The following is a 15,416-nucleotide window of genomic DNA, read 5'->3' on the forward strand; positions in this document are numbered from 1 at the left end:
GCGTCGTCCTGGCTAGGGGCCTACCGCGGTGCAGGGTCTTCTGTCACTCTGGGCGCCATGAGCATCCGAGCCCGAGTGGTGGTGGGCGTCTATCCAGGTCAGGCCGACGGCGTCGTGCTGCAGGCCGCGGTGTTCGCCGCGCGGTTCGACGCCGAGCTGGTGTGCGCCTGGGTGGACCCCGGCCGGCATCCGCGGGCCGACCACGCCGACGTACCCGCGCCGGGCAACGGCGCGGGCATAGACCCGTACCTCACCGCCCGCCTGACCCGCATCCTGGGCGGCCAGGACATCGAGTGGAGCACCCGCCAGCTCTCCGGCGACCCGGCCAGGGCGCTCGGGCAGCTCGCCGAGACGCTCCGGGCCGTGATGATCGTGGTCGGCACCAGGGACGGCACCGTGCGCGGCAGCCTGCAGGAGTTCTTCGCGGGTTCGATCGCGATGCACCTGGCGCACCGGCAGCACCGTCCCGTCGTCGTCGTCCCCCTGTCGCCGGTGTCGTTCGACGATGACGTGCCGTGGGAGTCCGAGTGAGCGGTGTACCCTTTTGCGTGGTGATGGATCCCACCTGAGCACCCGCTCGAACCGCCGACTGCGCTGATGGTTCCGGCCGACGAGACTGGTGGGTGACGGTGACGAGCTGGCCGAGCGGTGCTTCACTCGTCCTGCTCCGCCACGGCCAGAGCACCGCGAACGCCGCCGGCCTCTTCACCGGCATCCTCGACCCCGAGCTGTCACCGTCCGGCGCCGACGAGGCGCTGGCCGCCGCAGACCTGCTCACGGCGCACGACCTGGTCCCGGATGCCGTCCTCGTCTCCCCGCTGCAGCGCGCCAGGCAGACCAGTGCCATCGTGGCCACCGCGCTGGAGTTGCCGGCCGACGCTGTCCACACCGACTGGCGCCTGAACGAACGCAACTACGGCGCCCTCACCGGACGGTACAAGGACGATGTGCGCGCCGAGGTCGGCGAGGCCCAGTTCCTGGCCTGGCGCCGCTCGGTCGACACCGCGCCGCCGGCCATGTCCGACGAGCAGCTTGGCGGCTTCGCCGACACGGCCCTGTTCCGTGGCCTGCCCGCCCGGGCGCTCACCCGCAGCGAGTCGTTACGTGACGTGATGTCCCGGGTGGCCGAGATCCATACCGAGCGGGTGCTGCCGCTCCTGGCGGATGAGCGCACCGTGCTGGTCGTGGCGCACGGCAACTCCCTCCGCGCGTATTGCGCCGTGCTCGAGACCCTCGACAAATCGGCCATCCACCGACTCAATCTGCCCACCGGGCATCCGTTGGTCTACCAGGCCGGCGGCCGGCGGTACCTCGATGCCCCACGTGCCGAGGCGGCCGCGCTCGCCCTCACCCTCGACGGCGGCACCTGATGGCAGTCCCGACCGGCGCGTCGCGCCCCGTACACCTGCGCTGGCCGCACCTCGCCCTCGTCTTCGCCGGCGGTACCGTCGGCACCGCGCTGCGCGAGCTCTTGGCGATCTCGGTGCCGCCGGTCGCGGGGGTGGCTGTCGTGATCGTGGGCATCAACATCGTCGGCGCCTTCGTGCTCGGGCTGCTGCTGGAGACCCTGGCCCGCCGCGGCCCAGACGAAGGCCGACGCCGGCAGCTGCGGCTGCTGCTGGGCACCGGCGTGCTCGGCGGCTTCACCACCTACAGCGCCCTGGCCACCGACACCGGCCTGTTGCTGGCCGACAGTCGACTCGGCGCCGCCCTGCTCTACGCGCTGGGCACGGTTCTGATCGGCGCGGCCGCCTCGTGGGCCGGGATCGGCGCGGCCGGGGCCCTGCGCGGCCGGCGGCCGAATCCTAGCGGGACGGCGGCCCGATGACCCCGCTGCTCTTTGTCGCCGTGGCGCTGGCCGGCGGTCTCGGCGCGACCCTGCGGCTGGTCGTCGACGGCGTCGTGAAGTCCAGGGTGCGCACCACGCTGCCGGTCGGCACCCTGCTCATCAACGTGGTCGGCTCCCTGCTGCTTGGACTCATCACCGGCCTCACCCTGGCGCTGTGGTTGCCGGAGGCCTGGCACCTGGTACTCGGCGGCGGCCTGCTGGGCGGTTTCACCACCTTCAGCACCGCCAGCTACGAGACCGTGCGGCTGGCGCAGGACCGGCGGTCCCTTCCGGCGCTGGTCAACGGGCTCGGGATGCTCGCGCTCGCGGTGGGCTGCGCCTTCCTGGGCCTCTGGCTGGGCCTGGGCGGGTAGCCCAGCGCGAGGTCAGATCGACTCGTTGTGCCTGGCGACCGCATCGGTCACCCAGGAGAGCTCGTCGACGAAACGACCGAGCAACCGGGCCAACTCTGTGCGGTCCTCTTCAGTCCACTTGCCGACCAGGGTTCCGTACACGTCCTGGGCGAGCTGGCGGTGCCGGGCGATGGCGGTACGCCCCTCTTCCGTCGCGGTGATGAGCACGCCCCGCCGATCGGTCGGATCGGATCGCCGACTCACCAGTCCGGATTTCTCCAGCCGCCGGATCTCGGTGGTCATGGTGGACTTGTCCACCGCCATCCAGCCCGCGAGCTTCGACATCCGCAGCGGCCCGGCGACGACGACGCGTTCCAGCAACCAGGAGTCCGTGCTGGAGAGGGCGGCACCGCTCGAATCGTGCAGCATCCGTTTATTGTCGGCGCGCGTCGACCAGCGGAGGATGGTCGACAGGGCCGATTCCAGAGCCTCACCGACCGTTGGAGCGGTTTCCCGGCTGTGCACCATGGCTGAAAGTTTCCTGACTTTTCGGAGGCTGTGCGAATAGTTGGACGGATCCAACTAACATAGTGGAGCTACCTTACCTTTCGGTTGGGATGCGAATGGTTGGGCGACCCCAACTTAATCACACCACTACCCCCGCGGAGAACACCACCCATGGACATACCCGGCTACGTCTGGCTCCTCACGATCCTCGGCATCGTCGCCCTGCTCACCTTCGACTTCTTCTTCCACGTGCGCAAGGCTCACGAGCCGACCCTCCCCGAGGCCGCCAAGTGGTCCGCCATCTATGTGGGCATCGCTATCGTCTTCGGGCTCGGTGTTCTCTTCTTCGGCGGCGCCACGCTCGGTACCGAGTACTTCGCGGGTTACATCACCGAGAAGGCGCTGTCGGTCGACAACCTCTTCGTCTTCCTCATCATCATGGCCAGCTTCAAGGTGCCTCGCGCCGACCAGCAGAAGGTGCTCCTCTTCGGCATCGTCTTCGCGCTGATCGCCCGCACCGGGTTCATCTTCCTCGGCGCGGCGCTGATCAACTCGTTCGCCTGGCTGTTCTACCTGTTCGGCGCATTCCTCATCTACACCGCGGTCAAGCTGCTGAAGCCCGAAGCCGAGAGCGACGAGGCCGACAACTTCATCATCCGGCTGGCGAAGCGCCTGTTCCACACCACCGAGCGGTACGACGGCGACAAGCTCTTCACCATGGAGAACGACAAGAAGGTCATGACGCCGATGCTTCTCGTCATGGTCGCCATCGGTGGCACCGACCTCCTGTTCGCGCTGGACTCCGTGCCCGCGATCTTCGGCCTCACCCAGAACGTCTACATCGTCTTCACCGCGACGGCGTTCTCGCTCATGGGCCTCCGCCAGCTCTACTTCCTCATCGACGGCCTGCTCGACCGCCTGATCTACCTCAGCTACGGCCTGGCCGCTATCCTCGGCTTCATCGGCATCAAGCTCGTGCTGCACGCCCTGCACGAGAACACGCTGCCGTTCATCAACGGCGGCGAGCACGTCCCGGTCTTCGAGATCAGCACCGGCGTCTCGCTCGCCGTGATCATCGGTGTTCTCACGGTCACGGTCATCGCTTCGCTCGTCAGCCCGGCCGGCCGCGCGCACAGCGCGATCGCGCTCAGCAAGGCTTCGGCCAAGAAGTACCTGACCGGCGACTTCAGCGGCAAGGGTGAGACGCGCGACGAAACCTACGCTCTCGTCGTCGCCCACGAACGCGCCCTGGGCCTGCTCACCCCCAAGCACCGGGCTCGTGCCGCCGAAGACGAAGAGCTGCAGGCGCTGCTGGCCGAGGCGCACAACGCCCACGCCGGCGTCGCGCAGTAGCACCACCCCCGGAGCGGGCGGCGACGCGCGGTTGTCGCCGCCTCGCCGCCCGCTCCATACAGGATTTTCCGTGCCGGTGGCCTCTAGACTGGGCGCGCACTGGCGCTGACCAACACAAAACGTCATACGAAGGAGTACACAATGGGTTTGAGCTTGTCAAAGGGCCAGTCGCTCTCGCTGACCAAGGCGGATGGCGGCAGCCTCTCGAAGGTCCGCATGGGCCTCGGCTGGGACAGCGCCGCCCCCGTCAAGCGCGGTCTGTTCGGTCGCGGCAAGGCCGCAGAGGTCGACCTCGACGCCTCGGCGATCTTCTTCGACGCCGCCGGCAAGGTCCTCGACACCGTCTGGTTCCAGCAGCTCAGCAGCAAGGACGGCTCGACCCGCCACACCGGCGACAACCTGACCGGGGCCGGCGACGGCGATGACGAAACCATCCTCGTCGACCTCGCCCAGGTGTCCGCGGCGGTCTCGCAGATCGTTTTCGTCATCAGCAGCTACAGCCAGCAGACCTTCGACCTCGTCGAGAACGCGTTCAGCCGCCTCGTCGACGACTCGTCCGCCGGCACCCCCGAGGTCGCCCGCTACCAGCTGACCGACAGCGGCCCGCACACCGCCATGATCATGTCGAAGGTCTCCCGCGACGGCACCGGCTGGACCTTCAAGGCCATCGGCGAGCGCGCCACCGGCCGTTCGGCCATGGACCTGCTCACCGCGGCGGCGAAGGTCCTCTAACCGCGCCACCGCACGGCCGTTCACCCACCCCATACACACAAGGAGAAAATTCCCATGGCAGGTCTGACACTCGCAAAAGGCAACAACCTCTCGCTGACCAAGGTCAGCCCCGGACTCACCGTCGCGACTGTCGGCCTGGGTTGGGACCCGCGCACCACCAGCGGCGAAGCCTTCGACCTGGACGCCTCCGCGCTCCTCATCGGCGACAACGGCAAGGTGCGTTCCTCCGCCGACTTCATCTTCTACAACCAGCCTGCCTCGGCAGACAAGTCGGTTGTGCACCTCGGTGACAACCGGTCGGGAGCCGGGGACGGCGACGACGAGCAGATCAACATCGACCTGCGTCAGGTGGCCAGCGACGTCTCCCGCGTGGTGATCGTGGTCTCGATCGACCAGGCCGACGCACGCCGCCAGAACTTCGGCCAGGTGCGCGGGGCGTACTGCCGCATCGTCGACCAGGACGATCAGGAAATCGTGCGGTTCGACCTGAGCGAGGACGCGGCACCCGAGACCGCCATGCTGTTCGCCGAGGTCTACCGCAACGGCACCGACTGGAAGTTCAAGGCCGTCGGCCAGGGCTACACCACCGGACTCGCGGGCATCGCCACCGACTTCGGCATCTCCCTCGACTAACCGGCCCACGCTCGTCGCCGCCCGCCGCACCAGAATCAGACAGGACCACGCATGAGTTCACCCCTCTCTCCCCCGGACGCCTCCGAGCTGGCCCTGGTGCTGAAAGCGCCGGATGCACCGGACATCGTGGTGGCGGACGACGCGCCCGGCATGGTGCCGGTTCCGGCCGAGCGGCAGCAGGAGATCGCCCGTCAGGCGCGGGAGTTCGTGGCGGATGTCTCGTCCCTGGATCCGCGGACCCCCGAGTTCAGCGCGAAGATCGAGGGCATCTCCGGCCTCGCGAGCGCCGAGATGGTGCAGTCCAGCGGCTACTCCACCCGCATGCTCGAGCGCTCGTCGACTTCGGTCGCCGGCGCCAAGCGCACCGGCAACAGCGCGCAGATCACCGTGGCGAACACTCTCGGTGAGCTGCGCTCGACCGTTGAGGACCTCACGCCCAACGACGCCGACCTCGGAATGGGACGCAAGATCCTGGGCTTCATCCCCGGCGGGAACAAGCTGGCGAAGTACTTCCAGAAGTACGAGTCAGCGCAGACCCAGCTCGACGCGATCATCAAGTCGCTGATGAGCGGGCAGGACGAACTCCTCAAGGACAACGCGTCGCTGGCCGGTGAGAAGGTACAGCTCTGGGAGACCATGCAGACGCTGAGCGAGTACGCGGTCTTCGCAAAAGCCCTGGACAACGCCACCGTCGAGAAGATCGACGCCTCGCGGTCCGCCGGTCGCATCGACGAAGCACAGAAGCTCGAGGCCGACGTGCTCTTCCCGATCCGCCAGCGGCACCAGGACATCCTCACCCAGCTCGCCGTGTCGGTGCAGGGCTACTTGGCGATGGACCTCATCCGCAAGAACAACCTGGAACTCATCAAGGGTGTCGACCGGGCGCGCACGACGACCATCGCGGCGCTCCGCACGGCCGTCATCGTGGCGCAGGCCCTGGCCAACCAGAAGATGGTGCTCGACCAGATCGACGCGATCAACACCACCACCAACAACATGATCCTCAAGACCAGCGAGATGCTCAAGGACCAGACCGTGCGCATCCACGAGCAGGCGTCGAACTCCGGAGTGAGTGTCGAGACGCTGCAGAAGGCCTTCGACAACGTGTTCGCCACCATGGACGCGATCGACACCTTCCGCGCCGCTGCCGCCAAAAACATGGAGGGCACGGTCTCGGCTCTCGAAACAGGACTGCAGAAGGCGAAGCCGTACCTGGAACGCAGCAAGCAGGGGGAACAGCGCGAGCTACGCTAGACAATCGGGCAACGTAACGAGGACGGTGAGGGCATGGCGTTCGGCAAGTTCGTAGACTCTCTGTTCAAGGGTCCGGCGACGACGGATGCCCCCTCCGCGGCCGTGGAGCCGGCCGGCGTCGTGGAATCCGAGGATGAAGCGACACGGCGCGCCCTCGACCAGCTGCGCGCAGCCGTTCGGAGCTCCGGGGGCGAACTGCCCACCCTGCTCACCTCCAGGCTCGCCCAGATCGACGACCTGCTCCGTCGCGTCATCGAAATGGTCGCCGCCCAGAACGCCTCGACCGAGCAGCGCGTGTTGCTCGATGCGATGATCCGGGACTACCTGCCGACCCCGCTGCGGGCCTACCTCGCCCTGCCAGAGCCCGAACGCACCAACACCTCCGCTGCCACCCTGCAGTTCTCGGCCCAACTCGGGATCCTCGAAGAAACCATCGGCGACCTGCTCAACCAGATTCGCATCGGCGCCATCGCGGAGCTCTCCACCCACGGGCGTTTCCTGGCCGACAAGTTCGCGGCTCCCACCCTCACGCTGGACGGACGATGACCTCACTGATTCCGGGGGCCAACGCCGCCCTGACCGCCGAGAACCCGGGGCTCACCGAGCTGATGATCGGCTTCGGATGGGAGATCATCCCCAGCCGCGGTCCGCAGTCCGAGCTCGTGCCCCTGGCCATCCTGTGTGACGCCCAGGGCAAGTCGCTCTCCAACGACCATCTCGTGTTCTTCAACCAGATCGTCAGCCAGGACGGCTCCGTCGGTTTCCGCGACGACCTGGACACCGAAGAGATCGACGTCGACCTCGCCAGGGTGCCCGCCGAGGTCGCGAAGATCGTGTTCGTCGTCTACGTGGACCCCGACGTGCGGGGCGCCGGCAACTTCTCCTCGGTCCGTTCCGCGTACGTCCGGGTGGCCACCCGCGACAACCGCGAGCTGGTGAGTTTTGTTCTCCCGGCCGGCGAGTACCGCACCGTGGACGTGCTGATGTTCGGCGAGCTCTACCGCCACCGTGACGACTGGAAGTTCCGTGCCCTCGGCCAGGGCTATTCGACGGGCCTGCGCGGGGTCGCCGCCGATTTCCGGATCGACCTCTGACCGGTGGCACTGAACAGCTCCCCGGTCCGCACCGACATTGGGTTCCTGCGCCGCCGCGTCAAGCCCGCAGCGCCGACCGCCGTCGCGCGCGATGCCGCCGCCACCGAGCCGGAACCTCGTCGGGCCGCATCCGCCGGGTTGTCTCTCGCCCCCGCGACGACCGGCACAGCAGCTTCACCGGCCCGCCCGGGATCCGTCGCGACGGCGCCGGCCACCGTCTCGCCGGACTCGCTTCCCTTCCCGGCCCCCTCGATCGACGAGGTTCGCGAGCTGGGCGAGAACGAGCCGGTACTCCGGCTCAACGCCCGCGAGTCCGCTGTGGGCAGCCTCATCGTGAGCGGCGCCGACCTCGCCGCGTGGGAGGACGCCGACCGGGTGACCGGCTCGGAGAGCGCTGCAGGCGACACCGCCGGCACTCCCGTGACGACAGCCGGCAATCGGCCGCTGGTGGGATTCGACGAGGCCGATGCGATCGTCTCCCTGCGCCACTTGCAGAGGCTGCGACGCGCCCTGTTCATCGCACGCGGACCGCACACCCTCGGCGTGCAGATCTTCGACGGCTCCACGGTCACGACCGCTCGGGGTGACGACTCACGGATGTTCATCCTCTGTTTGCTGAGGGTCGGTAACCTCATCGAATTGCGGGCGGAACCCGTGGACCGCACGGCGTCTGACGAAGCGATTCTGAGCCAGTTCGGTTTCACCCTCACCCCCCACGTCGCTACTCGAGAGTCCCGGAGCCGATAATCCCCCATGCGCCACTTCGCCTTCCTCGATGACTCCCAGACCGACCAGCTGTTCCACCGGCGGCCCCAGGAAATCTCGGTCGACTCGCCCGCCCCGCTCCTCGCCGCGTTCCTCGGCGCCACGCTCTACTGCCCCGGCGACCGTCCCGCTATCGCCGACGACGTCATCAAACAGGCCTCTCGCGGCTGCGTCAGCATGGTGCTCTGCCTCGAGGACTCGATTGCCGACAGCGCAGTGGATGCCGCGGAGATCAACGTCGCCGAAGCGATCAGAGCCCTGCACCGCACCGCGACGGACAAGCCTGATACCGCCCTCCCCCTGCTCTTCGTGCGGGTGCGCACCCCGGAACAGATGTTGCGGGTGGCCGAGTCCTGCGGTGCGGGCCTGGCTCTGCTCAGCGGATTCGTGGTCCCCAAGTTCGAGAACGAAACCGGCTATGCCGAGGGCTTCTTCGTTGCGCTCCGCGAGATCCAGCGGCAGAGCGGCGCCGACGGCTCGCGGGGCGGCCAACGGCTGCGACTGATGCCCATTCTCGAGTCTCCGAACATGATCCACAGCGAGACGCGTACCTCGGCGCTCGCGTCGATCCGCACGATTCTGCACGACAACCGCGAGGACGTGCTGGCCGCGCGCATCGGCGCGACCGACCTGTCCAGCGCCTTCGGGCTGCGCCGCTCGCGCGACCTCACGGTGTACGACGTCAAGGTGGTCGCCTCGATGATCTCCGACATCGTGAACGTGCTGGGCCGGTCAGACGACAGTTTTGTGATCACCGGCACGGTGTGGGAGCACTATGAGACCGAGCGCATCCTCCGACCGCAGCTGCGTATGACCCCGTTCGTCGAAGCCAACGAGAGAGAACTCCGGCACCGGCTGATGCTGGGCGGCCTGGACGGGCTGATCCGCGAGATCTCCCTCGACCAGGCCAACGGGCTCCTCGGTAAAACCGTGATCCACCCCACCCACGTGTCGGTCGTGCACGCCCTGTCTGTCGTGAGCCACGAGGAGTTCCTCGACGCCGCGGTCATTCTCGACAACGTGGGCGGCGGAGCCAGCGCGTCCCCGTACGGCAACAAGATGAACGAGGCCAAGCCGCACTCCGCGTGGGCGCACAAGACGATGCTGCGCGCCGACGCCTTCGGGGTGGCCTCGGAGTCCACCACCTTCGTCGACCTCCTCGAAGCGAGCATGCGGTGACGGTGGCAACGGCCCTCGACATCCACGTGGCCACCGACCACACCCGGAGCATCCTCGGCGTCGACGAACTCGTCGGCATCGCCCTCCGCCACAACCCCAAGCGCGCCCACCTGCTCGTCTCCACGGTGCTCGCCAAACACGTGCCGACGGTGCCCGGCATCGCCCTGGCGGCCGGGGAACTGCTCGGGTTGCTCGTCTCCGCGGTCATCACCGGCGGCTACCCTCCGGCCGCGAACGAGTTGGGCGACCGATTCGCTGTTCTGGTGGCCCGGCTGGCCGAGAAGGCCGAGTCGACGGATGCCGAATCCCTGGCCCAGGCCCACCGCAATCTGACGGACCTCCGCCGCGACATCCGCGCCGCGACGGCGCCGCAACCGGACGTCGTGACGTTCGGCTACGCCGAGACAGCCACCGGCCTCGGCCAGCTCGTCGCGGACGCCCTCGGCGCCTACTACCTGCACTCGACCCGGCACGCGCCGGCCGGGGCGACCCCGTTCGCCGGCTTCGCCGAGGAACACTCCCACGCCACCGACCATGCCCTGCTGCCGACAGACCCGCACTGGCTGCGCGCGGGCGGCACGACGATTCTGGTCGACGACGAACTGAGCACCGGCACCACGGTGATCAACACGATCACGGCGCTGCATGCCCTCATCCCGCAATCGCACTGGGTGATCGCCTCGCTGATCGACCTGCGGTCCCCCGCCGACCTCGGCCGTTTCGACGAGCTGGCGACCACGCTCGGCACCCGCATCTCCGTGGTCTGCCTGGCCGCCGGCTCGATCGGGCTCCCCGCCGACGTGCTTCCCCGTGCCGGCCGGATGATCGAGTCGATGCCCGTCATCACCCCGGCGCCCGCCGCTGCCGGCGAGGTGCACCTGCTCGACTGCACCGACCTCGCCCCGCTGCGAAGCGCCCGATTCGGCACCACGGCACCCGCGGACGCCGCCCTCGCCGCGGCGGTCGCCGATCGTGTGGCCGCCCTGCTCCCCGCCGGGGAGGCGACCGCGGACGACCGCGGGGTCCTGGTCCTGGGCTCGGAAGAGTTCATCGCCCTGCCGATGCTGACCGCGGACGAGCTCGGACGCGCCGCCACGCCGCTGTTCGTCAGGTTCTCCACCAGCACCCGATCGCCGATCGCCGCCCTCGATGCGGCCGACTACCCGATCAGAAGCGCCATCAGTTTCCGCAGCCACGACACCACCTCCGACGGCGCCGGCGTGCGATTCGCCTACAACCTCACCGCCGGCCATCACCGGTTCGGCACCGTGGTGTTTATGCCGGAACCCGGCACCGACCCCGCCCGACTGACCGGTGCCGACGGCGTGATCGACGCCCTCCGCCGCGTGAGCGACCGCATCGTGGTCGTGCTCCTGACCGCTTCAGCCCCCACCGATGGGATACCCACCCCGTGACCACCAGCCCTCTCCCGCCGGCGGCCGTGCTGCCGCATCCGCTCAGCGGCCCCGCCTTCGGCTCATACGCCGCCGAGGACGTGAGCTGGCTGCTGCAGGACCTGCAGGGCGTTGCCCTCGAGGCACCGGCCGAGGAACGCGAGCACGCCATCCAGACCGGGGCGGCGAACTACGCCGAGTCGTTACCCATCGAGTACCTGCCGTCGCCGGAATACGAGGCGCTCTACCGCGAGGCGCTTCAGCGTTCCGGCCGCCGGCTCGCTGTAGCCGTCGGCGTCGTCACCGACCTGGCCCTCGCCGCCCGCGGTGACCGGCCGGTGTTCGTCTCCCTCGCCCGGGCCGGCACCCCGATCGGCATCCTGATGCGGCGCTGGGCCCAGCAGGCGCGCGGGATCGACGTGCCGCACTACACGATGAGCATCGTGCGCGGCGTGGGGCTGGACCAGACCGCCCTGCGCTACCTCGCCGCCCACCACGATCCGGAGCAGATCATCTTCGTCGACGGCTGGACCGGCAAGGGCGCCATCGCGCGGGAGCTGTCCGCGGCGATCGCCCTGTTCGGCCGGACCGACGGTGTGTTCTTCAGGGACGACCTGGCAGTGCTGGCCGACCCAGGACACTGCGTCACCATCCACGGCACCCGCGAGGACTACCTGATCCCGTCCGCCTGCTTGAACTCCACGGTGTCCGGGCTCGTGTCCCGCACCGTCTTCAACCGGGATCTGATCGGCGAGGACGAGTTCCACGGCGCCAAGTTCTACGCCGAGCTGAGCCCCAACGACGTCTCGGGCGACTTTCTCGACACCGTCTGCGGCTACTTCACCGATGTCGCCGCCGACGTCGCCGCCGGAGTCGCGGCGGCGAGCGGCGAGGACCGCACCCCGTCGTGGGTCGGCTGGAAGGCTGTCGAGAAGATCAGCACCGAGTACGGCATCAACGATGTGAACCTGGTCAAGCCGGGAGTCGGCGAGACCACCCGGGTCCTGCTGCGCCGGGTGCCCTGGAAGGTGCTGGTGCGGGCGGATGCCGTGGCGGATGTCGCGCACGTGCTGCTGCTGGCCGAGCAGCGCGGCGTCCCGATCGAGGTCGTTCCCGACCTGCCGTACAGCTGTGTCGGGCTCATTCGGCCCGGTCGCGGGATTGCGGGTGCACAGTGACCGGCATGCCCCTGGTCGCCTGCGATCTCGACCGCACCCTCATCTACTCATCGCGCGCCTTCTGGCTCGAGACGACCGACGCCCAGGCTCCACCGATCGTCGTCTCCGAGGTCTATCAGGGCGTGCCGATCTCGTTCATGACGCGCGCCGCCGAGCAGCTTCTGCTCGACCTCGCCGCGACCGCCACGTTCGTGCCGGTCACCACCCGCACCGTCGCCCAGTACAGCCGGGTGCAGCTGCCGGGGTCGGTGCCGCGCTTCGCCATCACCACTAACGGCGGCACGATCCTGGTCGACGGTGAGGTCGATCCGGCGTGGTCGCACACACTGCAGGCCCGGTTGGGCGCGGAAGCGGCTCCGTTGGCCGAGGTCAGGGCCCTGCTCGAGGATCCGGCCGCCGGGGAGTGGATTGTGCGGGTGCACACCGCGGAGGACCTGTTCACCTACGCGATCATCGACCGGGAGGCGATGCCCGCGGACTGGATCGCCGGGCTGCACGTGCGGTGCCGGGCGCTCGGCTGGACCGTCTCCGTGCAGGGACGCAAGCTTTACTGTGTGCCGGAAGCCGTGAACAAGAGCGCCGCCGTAGCCGAGGTGCACCGCCGGCTCGGCGCCCCCACGGTGCTGGCCGCCGGCGACTCGCTCCTCGACCAGCGGATGCTGGAGGAGGCGCACTTCGCCTTCCGGCCGGCGCACGGCGAGCTGCATGACGCGGCCTTCACCAGGCACAACCTGGCCGTGACCGCCCGGCGGGGCATCCTGGCCGGGGAGGAACTGCTGCACTCAATCACCCGGCAGGTGCTGTCGAGCTGAATTTCTTTCCCGTCCTGTCGATCCAGGCCCGCCCCGTTCGACGCATCATGTAGAGGGACGCACTCGGCGCCCTCCACGAGTGAGGAGAACCCGATGAAGTACATGCTGATCATGCGAGCAACCGAAGCGGCCCGTCAGGACTACGACACGGCGGACATCAATCAGATCATCGAGAAGATGGGTGCATACAACGAGGCCCTGGTCAAGGCCGGCGTAATGCTCGCCGGCGACGGTCTGGCCGACTCGATGGCCGACAATTTTGTGGTCGACTTCGCCGCAGACCCACCCATCGTGACCGACGGCCCCTACGGCGAAACCCACGAGCTGTTCAGCGGCTTCTGGATGATCCAGGTCGCGTCGAAGGAGGAGGCCATCGAGTGGGCGAGCCGGTGCCCGCTCGGACCGGGGTCGAAGCTCGAGGTACGCCGGGTCACCGAGATGAGCGATTTCGGTGAGGCGGCCGACAACCCGATCCTTGCGCAGCAGGAGCTCTGGCGCGCCGAGAGCGGCCAGGTCTAGCGGGCTTCGGCCGGCAGGCTGGGGTCATGGCCGATCCGCGGCGCACCGTGGACGCGGTCTGGCGCATCGAGGGCGCCAGGATCGTCGCCACGCTCGCGAAGATGACCAACGATGTGGTGCTGGCCGAGGATCTCGCCCAGGAAGCGGTGGTCGACGCGCTCAGGCAATGGCCGGAGGCGGGCATCCCCCGGAACCCCGGGGCCTGGCTCACGGCCGTCGCCAAGCGCAAGGCCATCGACACCTGGCGGCGACGCGAACGCCTCGATGAGAGGTACCGGGCGATGGCCCATGATCTGGTGGGCATCGGCACCGCCGCGGATGCTGGGGAACCGATCGATGACGACGTGCTGCGGCTGGTATTCATCGCCTGCCACCCGGTGCTCGCCCGCGAGGCTCAGGTCGCGCTGACGCTGCGGCTGATCGGCGGCCTCACCACCGAGGAGATCGCCCGGCTGTTCCTGGTGCCGGTGGCCACCATCCAGCAGCGCATCCTGCGGGCCAAGAAGACCCTCGCCGCGGCGGGGGTGCCTTTCGAGGTGCCTGACCCGAGCGAGTGGCGGTCCAGGCTCGGCGCCGTGCTCGGGGTGGTCTACCTGATCTTCACCGAGGGTTACGCGGCCACGTCCGGCGACCATTGGCTGCGCACCGACCTCGCGAACGAGGCGCTGCGGCTTGCTCGGGTACTCGCCGGTCTCACCCCGCGGGAGCCCGAGGCGCACGCGCTGGTGGCCCTGATGGAGCTGCAGGCCTCCAGGTTCGGCGCCAGGGTGCGCGCCGACGGCACGCCCATCCTGTTGGCCGATCAGGACCGCCGCCGCTGGGACCACGGCCAGATCGCCCGTGGGCAGGCCGCCCTCGCCCGCGCCGACGCGCTGGGCCGCGGCCGGGGCAGCTACGCCCTGCAGGCCGCGATCGCCCAGTGCCACGCGAGGGCCCCCAGCGTGGCGGACACCGACTGGGACCGGATCGTGTTGCTCTACGAGGCACTCGGCCGGATCGCGCCGAACCCGGTGGTTGAGCTCAACCGGGCGGTAGCGGTGGCCATGGCGACCGGTCCCGCATCCGCACTGCGCATCGTCGACGACCTCGCCGACGACGGCGCCCTGCGTGGTTCGGCCCTGCTGGCGAGTGTGCGCGGCGAACTACTGGCCCGGCTCGGCCGCGCCCAGGAGGCCCGGGCCGAGTTCCTCACGGCCGCCGCCCTCACCGCGAACACGCGGGAACGTGACGTCCTGCTCGCCAAGGCCGACGCGCAGGGCTAGAGGCGGGCGCGGAGCTCGTCGACGCGGGCGCGGATGTCGTCACGGACCAGTCGCATGCGCTCCATGCCCTCGATGCCGCGCTCGGAGGGCTCGTCCGTGATCCACGTCTCGAACCTCGTTCCGGCCACCTCATCGACCTGCGCCTCAGACCCGAGGATCACGACGACGTCGGCAGCGGCCACCATGGACGCGGTGATGGCCTTCGGCTGCTCGTCTCCGACGCGGATTCCCAGCTCGGCCAGTGACTCCACGGACTGAGCGTTCAGGGCCGCCGCGGGCTTCGTTCCCGCCGAGAACACCTCGACACCGTCCCCCGCCGCTGCCCTCATCAGTGCGGCCGCCATCTGCGACTTCCCACCGTTCTTCTGGCAGACGAACAGAACGGATGGGATACGGGTCTCGGTCATGCCGCAATCGTACCCACCGCGGCTTGCGCACCGGTCCGTGCGGGTGCCCACCGAACTATGCGGGGCAGGCGCCGGTATGCGGGTGGCGCGCCACCCGCATACCGGCGCGGCACCCGCAGATCGTGGCGACCGGCCCGCACCCGCAC

Annotated in this window: 19 protein-coding genes; 17 read left to right on the plus strand and 2 right to left on the minus strand. The window is 68.9% G+C overall.

What is annotated here, in order from left to right:
• The first annotated feature begins 57 nt into the window (after positions 1 to 57).
• The 4 genes from B7495_RS16365 to B7495_RS16380 all read left to right on the plus strand — a co-directional run bounded on the left by B7495_RS16365 (position 58) and on the right by B7495_RS16380 (position 2,202).
• A complete protein-coding gene (locus B7495_RS16365; protein ID WP_088457518.1) occupies positions 58 to 531 on the plus strand; it encodes a universal stress protein in 474 nt (157 codons plus the stop codon).
• A 92-nt stretch (positions 532 to 623) separates the two neighbouring features.
• Positions 624 to 1,370, plus strand: coding sequence for a 2,3-bisphosphoglycerate-dependent phosphoglycerate mutase (locus tag B7495_RS16370; RefSeq protein WP_088457519.1), 747 nt, complete (start codon positions 624 to 626; stop codon positions 1,368 to 1,370).
• Positions 1,370 to 1,828 (plus strand): CrcB family protein, encoded by a 459-nt coding sequence (locus B7495_RS16375; protein ID WP_088457520.1) that lies wholly within the window; start codon positions 1,370 to 1,372, stop codon positions 1,826 to 1,828. The genes B7495_RS16370 and B7495_RS16375 overlap by 1 nt, the downstream gene beginning before the upstream one ends.
• Positions 1,825 to 2,202 (plus strand): CrcB family protein, encoded by a 378-nt coding sequence (locus B7495_RS16380; protein WP_088457521.1) that lies wholly within the window; start codon positions 1,825 to 1,827, stop codon positions 2,200 to 2,202. The genes B7495_RS16375 and B7495_RS16380 overlap by 4 nt, the downstream gene beginning before the upstream one ends.
• Before the next feature lie 12 nt (positions 2,203 to 2,214).
• Here B7495_RS16380 and B7495_RS16385 read toward each other — a convergent pair whose 3' ends face one another.
• On the minus strand, positions 2,215 to 2,709 hold the full coding sequence (locus B7495_RS16385) for a MarR family winged helix-turn-helix transcriptional regulator (RefSeq protein WP_088457522.1): 495 nt from the start codon (positions 2,707 to 2,709) through the stop codon (positions 2,215 to 2,217).
• A 150-nt stretch (positions 2,710 to 2,859) separates the two neighbouring features.
• Here B7495_RS16385 and B7495_RS16390 point away from each other — a divergent pair, with 150 nt between their 5' ends.
• The 13 genes from B7495_RS16390 to B7495_RS16450 all read left to right on the plus strand — a co-directional run bounded on the left by B7495_RS16390 (position 2,860) and on the right by B7495_RS16450 (position 14,863).
• Positions 2,860 to 4,041, plus strand: coding sequence for a TerC family protein (locus B7495_RS16390; protein ID WP_088457523.1), 1,182 nt, complete (start codon positions 2,860 to 2,862; stop codon positions 4,039 to 4,041).
• 141 nt (positions 4,042 to 4,182) lie between these two features.
• The gene (locus tag B7495_RS16395; RefSeq protein ID WP_088457524.1) at positions 4,183 to 4,773 is read left to right on the plus strand and encodes a TerD family protein; all 591 of its coding nucleotides are present in this window, start codon (positions 4,183 to 4,185) and stop codon (positions 4,771 to 4,773) included.
• A gap of 54 nt (positions 4,774 to 4,827) precedes the next feature.
• A complete protein-coding gene (locus B7495_RS16400) occupies positions 4,828 to 5,406 on the plus strand; it encodes a TerD family protein (RefSeq protein ID WP_088457525.1) in 579 nt (192 codons plus the stop codon).
• A gap of 51 nt (positions 5,407 to 5,457) precedes the next feature.
• A complete protein-coding gene (locus B7495_RS16405; RefSeq protein WP_088457526.1) occupies positions 5,458 to 6,660 on the plus strand; it encodes a toxic anion resistance protein in 1,203 nt (400 codons plus the stop codon).
• Between the two features lie 33 nt (positions 6,661 to 6,693).
• Positions 6,694 to 7,206 (plus strand): hypothetical protein, encoded by a 513-nt coding sequence (locus tag B7495_RS16410; protein WP_088457527.1) that lies wholly within the window; start codon positions 6,694 to 6,696, stop codon positions 7,204 to 7,206.
• Complete coding sequence (locus tag B7495_RS16415; protein ID WP_088457528.1) at positions 7,203 to 7,754, plus strand: TerD family protein; 552 nt, start codon at positions 7,203 to 7,205, stop codon at positions 7,752 to 7,754. The genes B7495_RS16410 and B7495_RS16415 overlap by 4 nt, the downstream gene beginning before the upstream one ends.
• 3 nt (positions 7,755 to 7,757) lie before the next feature.
• Positions 7,758 to 8,501, plus strand: coding sequence for a hypothetical protein (locus B7495_RS16420; RefSeq protein WP_088457529.1), 744 nt, complete (start codon positions 7,758 to 7,760; stop codon positions 8,499 to 8,501).
• Between the two features lie 6 nt (positions 8,502 to 8,507).
• The gene (locus tag B7495_RS16425; protein ID WP_088457530.1) at positions 8,508 to 9,698 is read left to right on the plus strand and encodes an HpcH/HpaI aldolase/citrate lyase family protein; all 1,191 of its coding nucleotides are present in this window, start codon (positions 8,508 to 8,510) and stop codon (positions 9,696 to 9,698) included.
• Positions 9,695 to 11,113, plus strand: coding sequence for a phosphoribosyltransferase domain-containing protein (locus B7495_RS16430; RefSeq protein ID WP_121678507.1), 1,419 nt, complete (start codon positions 9,695 to 9,697; stop codon positions 11,111 to 11,113). Before B7495_RS16425 ends, B7495_RS16430 begins: the two co-directional genes overlap by 4 nt.
• Positions 11,110 to 12,270 (plus strand): cysteine protease StiP family protein, encoded by a 1,161-nt coding sequence (locus tag B7495_RS16435; RefSeq protein WP_166788826.1) that lies wholly within the window; start codon positions 11,110 to 11,112, stop codon positions 12,268 to 12,270. The genes B7495_RS16430 and B7495_RS16435 overlap by 4 nt, the downstream gene beginning before the upstream one ends.
• A 5-nt stretch (positions 12,271 to 12,275) precedes the next feature.
• Positions 12,276 to 13,082: an HAD family hydrolase gene (locus tag B7495_RS16440; RefSeq protein ID WP_088458154.1), complete on the plus strand. Its 807-nt coding sequence runs from the start codon at positions 12,276 to 12,278 to the stop codon at positions 13,080 to 13,082.
• 93 nt (positions 13,083 to 13,175) lie between these two features.
• On the plus strand, positions 13,176 to 13,601 hold the full coding sequence (locus B7495_RS16445; RefSeq protein ID WP_088457533.1) for a YciI family protein: 426 nt from the start codon (positions 13,176 to 13,178) through the stop codon (positions 13,599 to 13,601).
• Positions 13,602 to 13,627: 26 nt separating this feature from the next.
• Positions 13,628 to 14,863: an RNA polymerase sigma factor gene (locus tag B7495_RS16450; protein WP_088457534.1), complete on the plus strand. Its 1,236-nt coding sequence runs from the start codon at positions 13,628 to 13,630 to the stop codon at positions 14,861 to 14,863.
• Here B7495_RS16450 and B7495_RS16455 read toward each other — a convergent pair.
• Positions 14,860 to 15,270, minus strand: a complete 411-nt coding sequence (locus B7495_RS16455) for a low molecular weight phosphatase family protein (protein ID WP_088457535.1) — start codon at positions 15,268 to 15,270, stop codon at positions 14,860 to 14,862. The two genes, B7495_RS16450 and B7495_RS16455, sit on opposite strands and share 4 nt — an antisense overlap.
• Positions 15,271 to 15,416: the final 146 nt, after the last annotated feature.

The organism is Cryobacterium sp. LW097 (assembly GCF_002205495.2).
In the GTDB taxonomy this organism is placed as follows: Bacteria; Actinomycetota; Actinomycetes; order Actinomycetales; family Microbacteriaceae; genus Cryobacterium; species Cryobacterium zongtaii.

Bases quoted from the DNA above. Each gene is read 5' to 3' on its own strand.
- B7495_RS16365 (WP_088457518.1), top strand. From the start codon at position 58: ATGAGCATCCGAGCCCGAGTGGTGGTGGGCGTCTATCCAGGTCAGGCC.
- B7495_RS16375 (WP_088457520.1), top strand. From the start codon at position 1,370: ATGGCAGTCCCGACCGGCGCGTCGCGCCCCGTACACCTGCGCTGGCCG.
- B7495_RS16380 (WP_088457521.1), top strand. From the start codon at position 1,825: ATGACCCCGCTGCTCTTTGTCGCCGTGGCGCTGGCCGGCGGTCTCGGC.
- B7495_RS16385 (WP_088457522.1), bottom strand. From the start codon at position 2,709: ATGGTGCACAGCCGGGAAACCGCTCCAACGGTCGGTGAGGCTCTGGAA.
- B7495_RS16390 (WP_088457523.1), top strand. From the start codon at position 2,860: ATGGACATACCCGGCTACGTCTGGCTCCTCACGATCCTCGGCATCGTC.
- B7495_RS16395 (WP_088457524.1), top strand. From the start codon at position 4,183: ATGGGTTTGAGCTTGTCAAAGGGCCAGTCGCTCTCGCTGACCAAGGCG.
- B7495_RS16400 (WP_088457525.1), top strand. From the start codon at position 4,828: ATGGCAGGTCTGACACTCGCAAAAGGCAACAACCTCTCGCTGACCAAG.
- B7495_RS16405 (WP_088457526.1), top strand. From the start codon at position 5,458: ATGAGTTCACCCCTCTCTCCCCCGGACGCCTCCGAGCTGGCCCTGGTG.
- B7495_RS16410 (WP_088457527.1), top strand. From the start codon at position 6,694: ATGGCGTTCGGCAAGTTCGTAGACTCTCTGTTCAAGGGTCCGGCGACG.
- B7495_RS16415 (WP_088457528.1), top strand. From the start codon at position 7,203: ATGACCTCACTGATTCCGGGGGCCAACGCCGCCCTGACCGCCGAGAAC.
- B7495_RS16425 (WP_088457530.1), top strand. From the start codon at position 8,508: ATGCGCCACTTCGCCTTCCTCGATGACTCCCAGACCGACCAGCTGTTC.
- B7495_RS16440 (WP_088458154.1), top strand. From the start codon at position 12,276: ATGCCCCTGGTCGCCTGCGATCTCGACCGCACCCTCATCTACTCATCG.
- B7495_RS16445 (WP_088457533.1), top strand. From the start codon at position 13,176: ATGAAGTACATGCTGATCATGCGAGCAACCGAAGCGGCCCGTCAGGAC.
- B7495_RS16450 (WP_088457534.1), top strand. From the start codon at position 13,628: ATGGCCGATCCGCGGCGCACCGTGGACGCGGTCTGGCGCATCGAGGGC.
- B7495_RS16455 (WP_088457535.1), bottom strand. From the start codon at position 15,270: ATGACCGAGACCCGTATCCCATCCGTTCTGTTCGTCTGCCAGAAGAAC.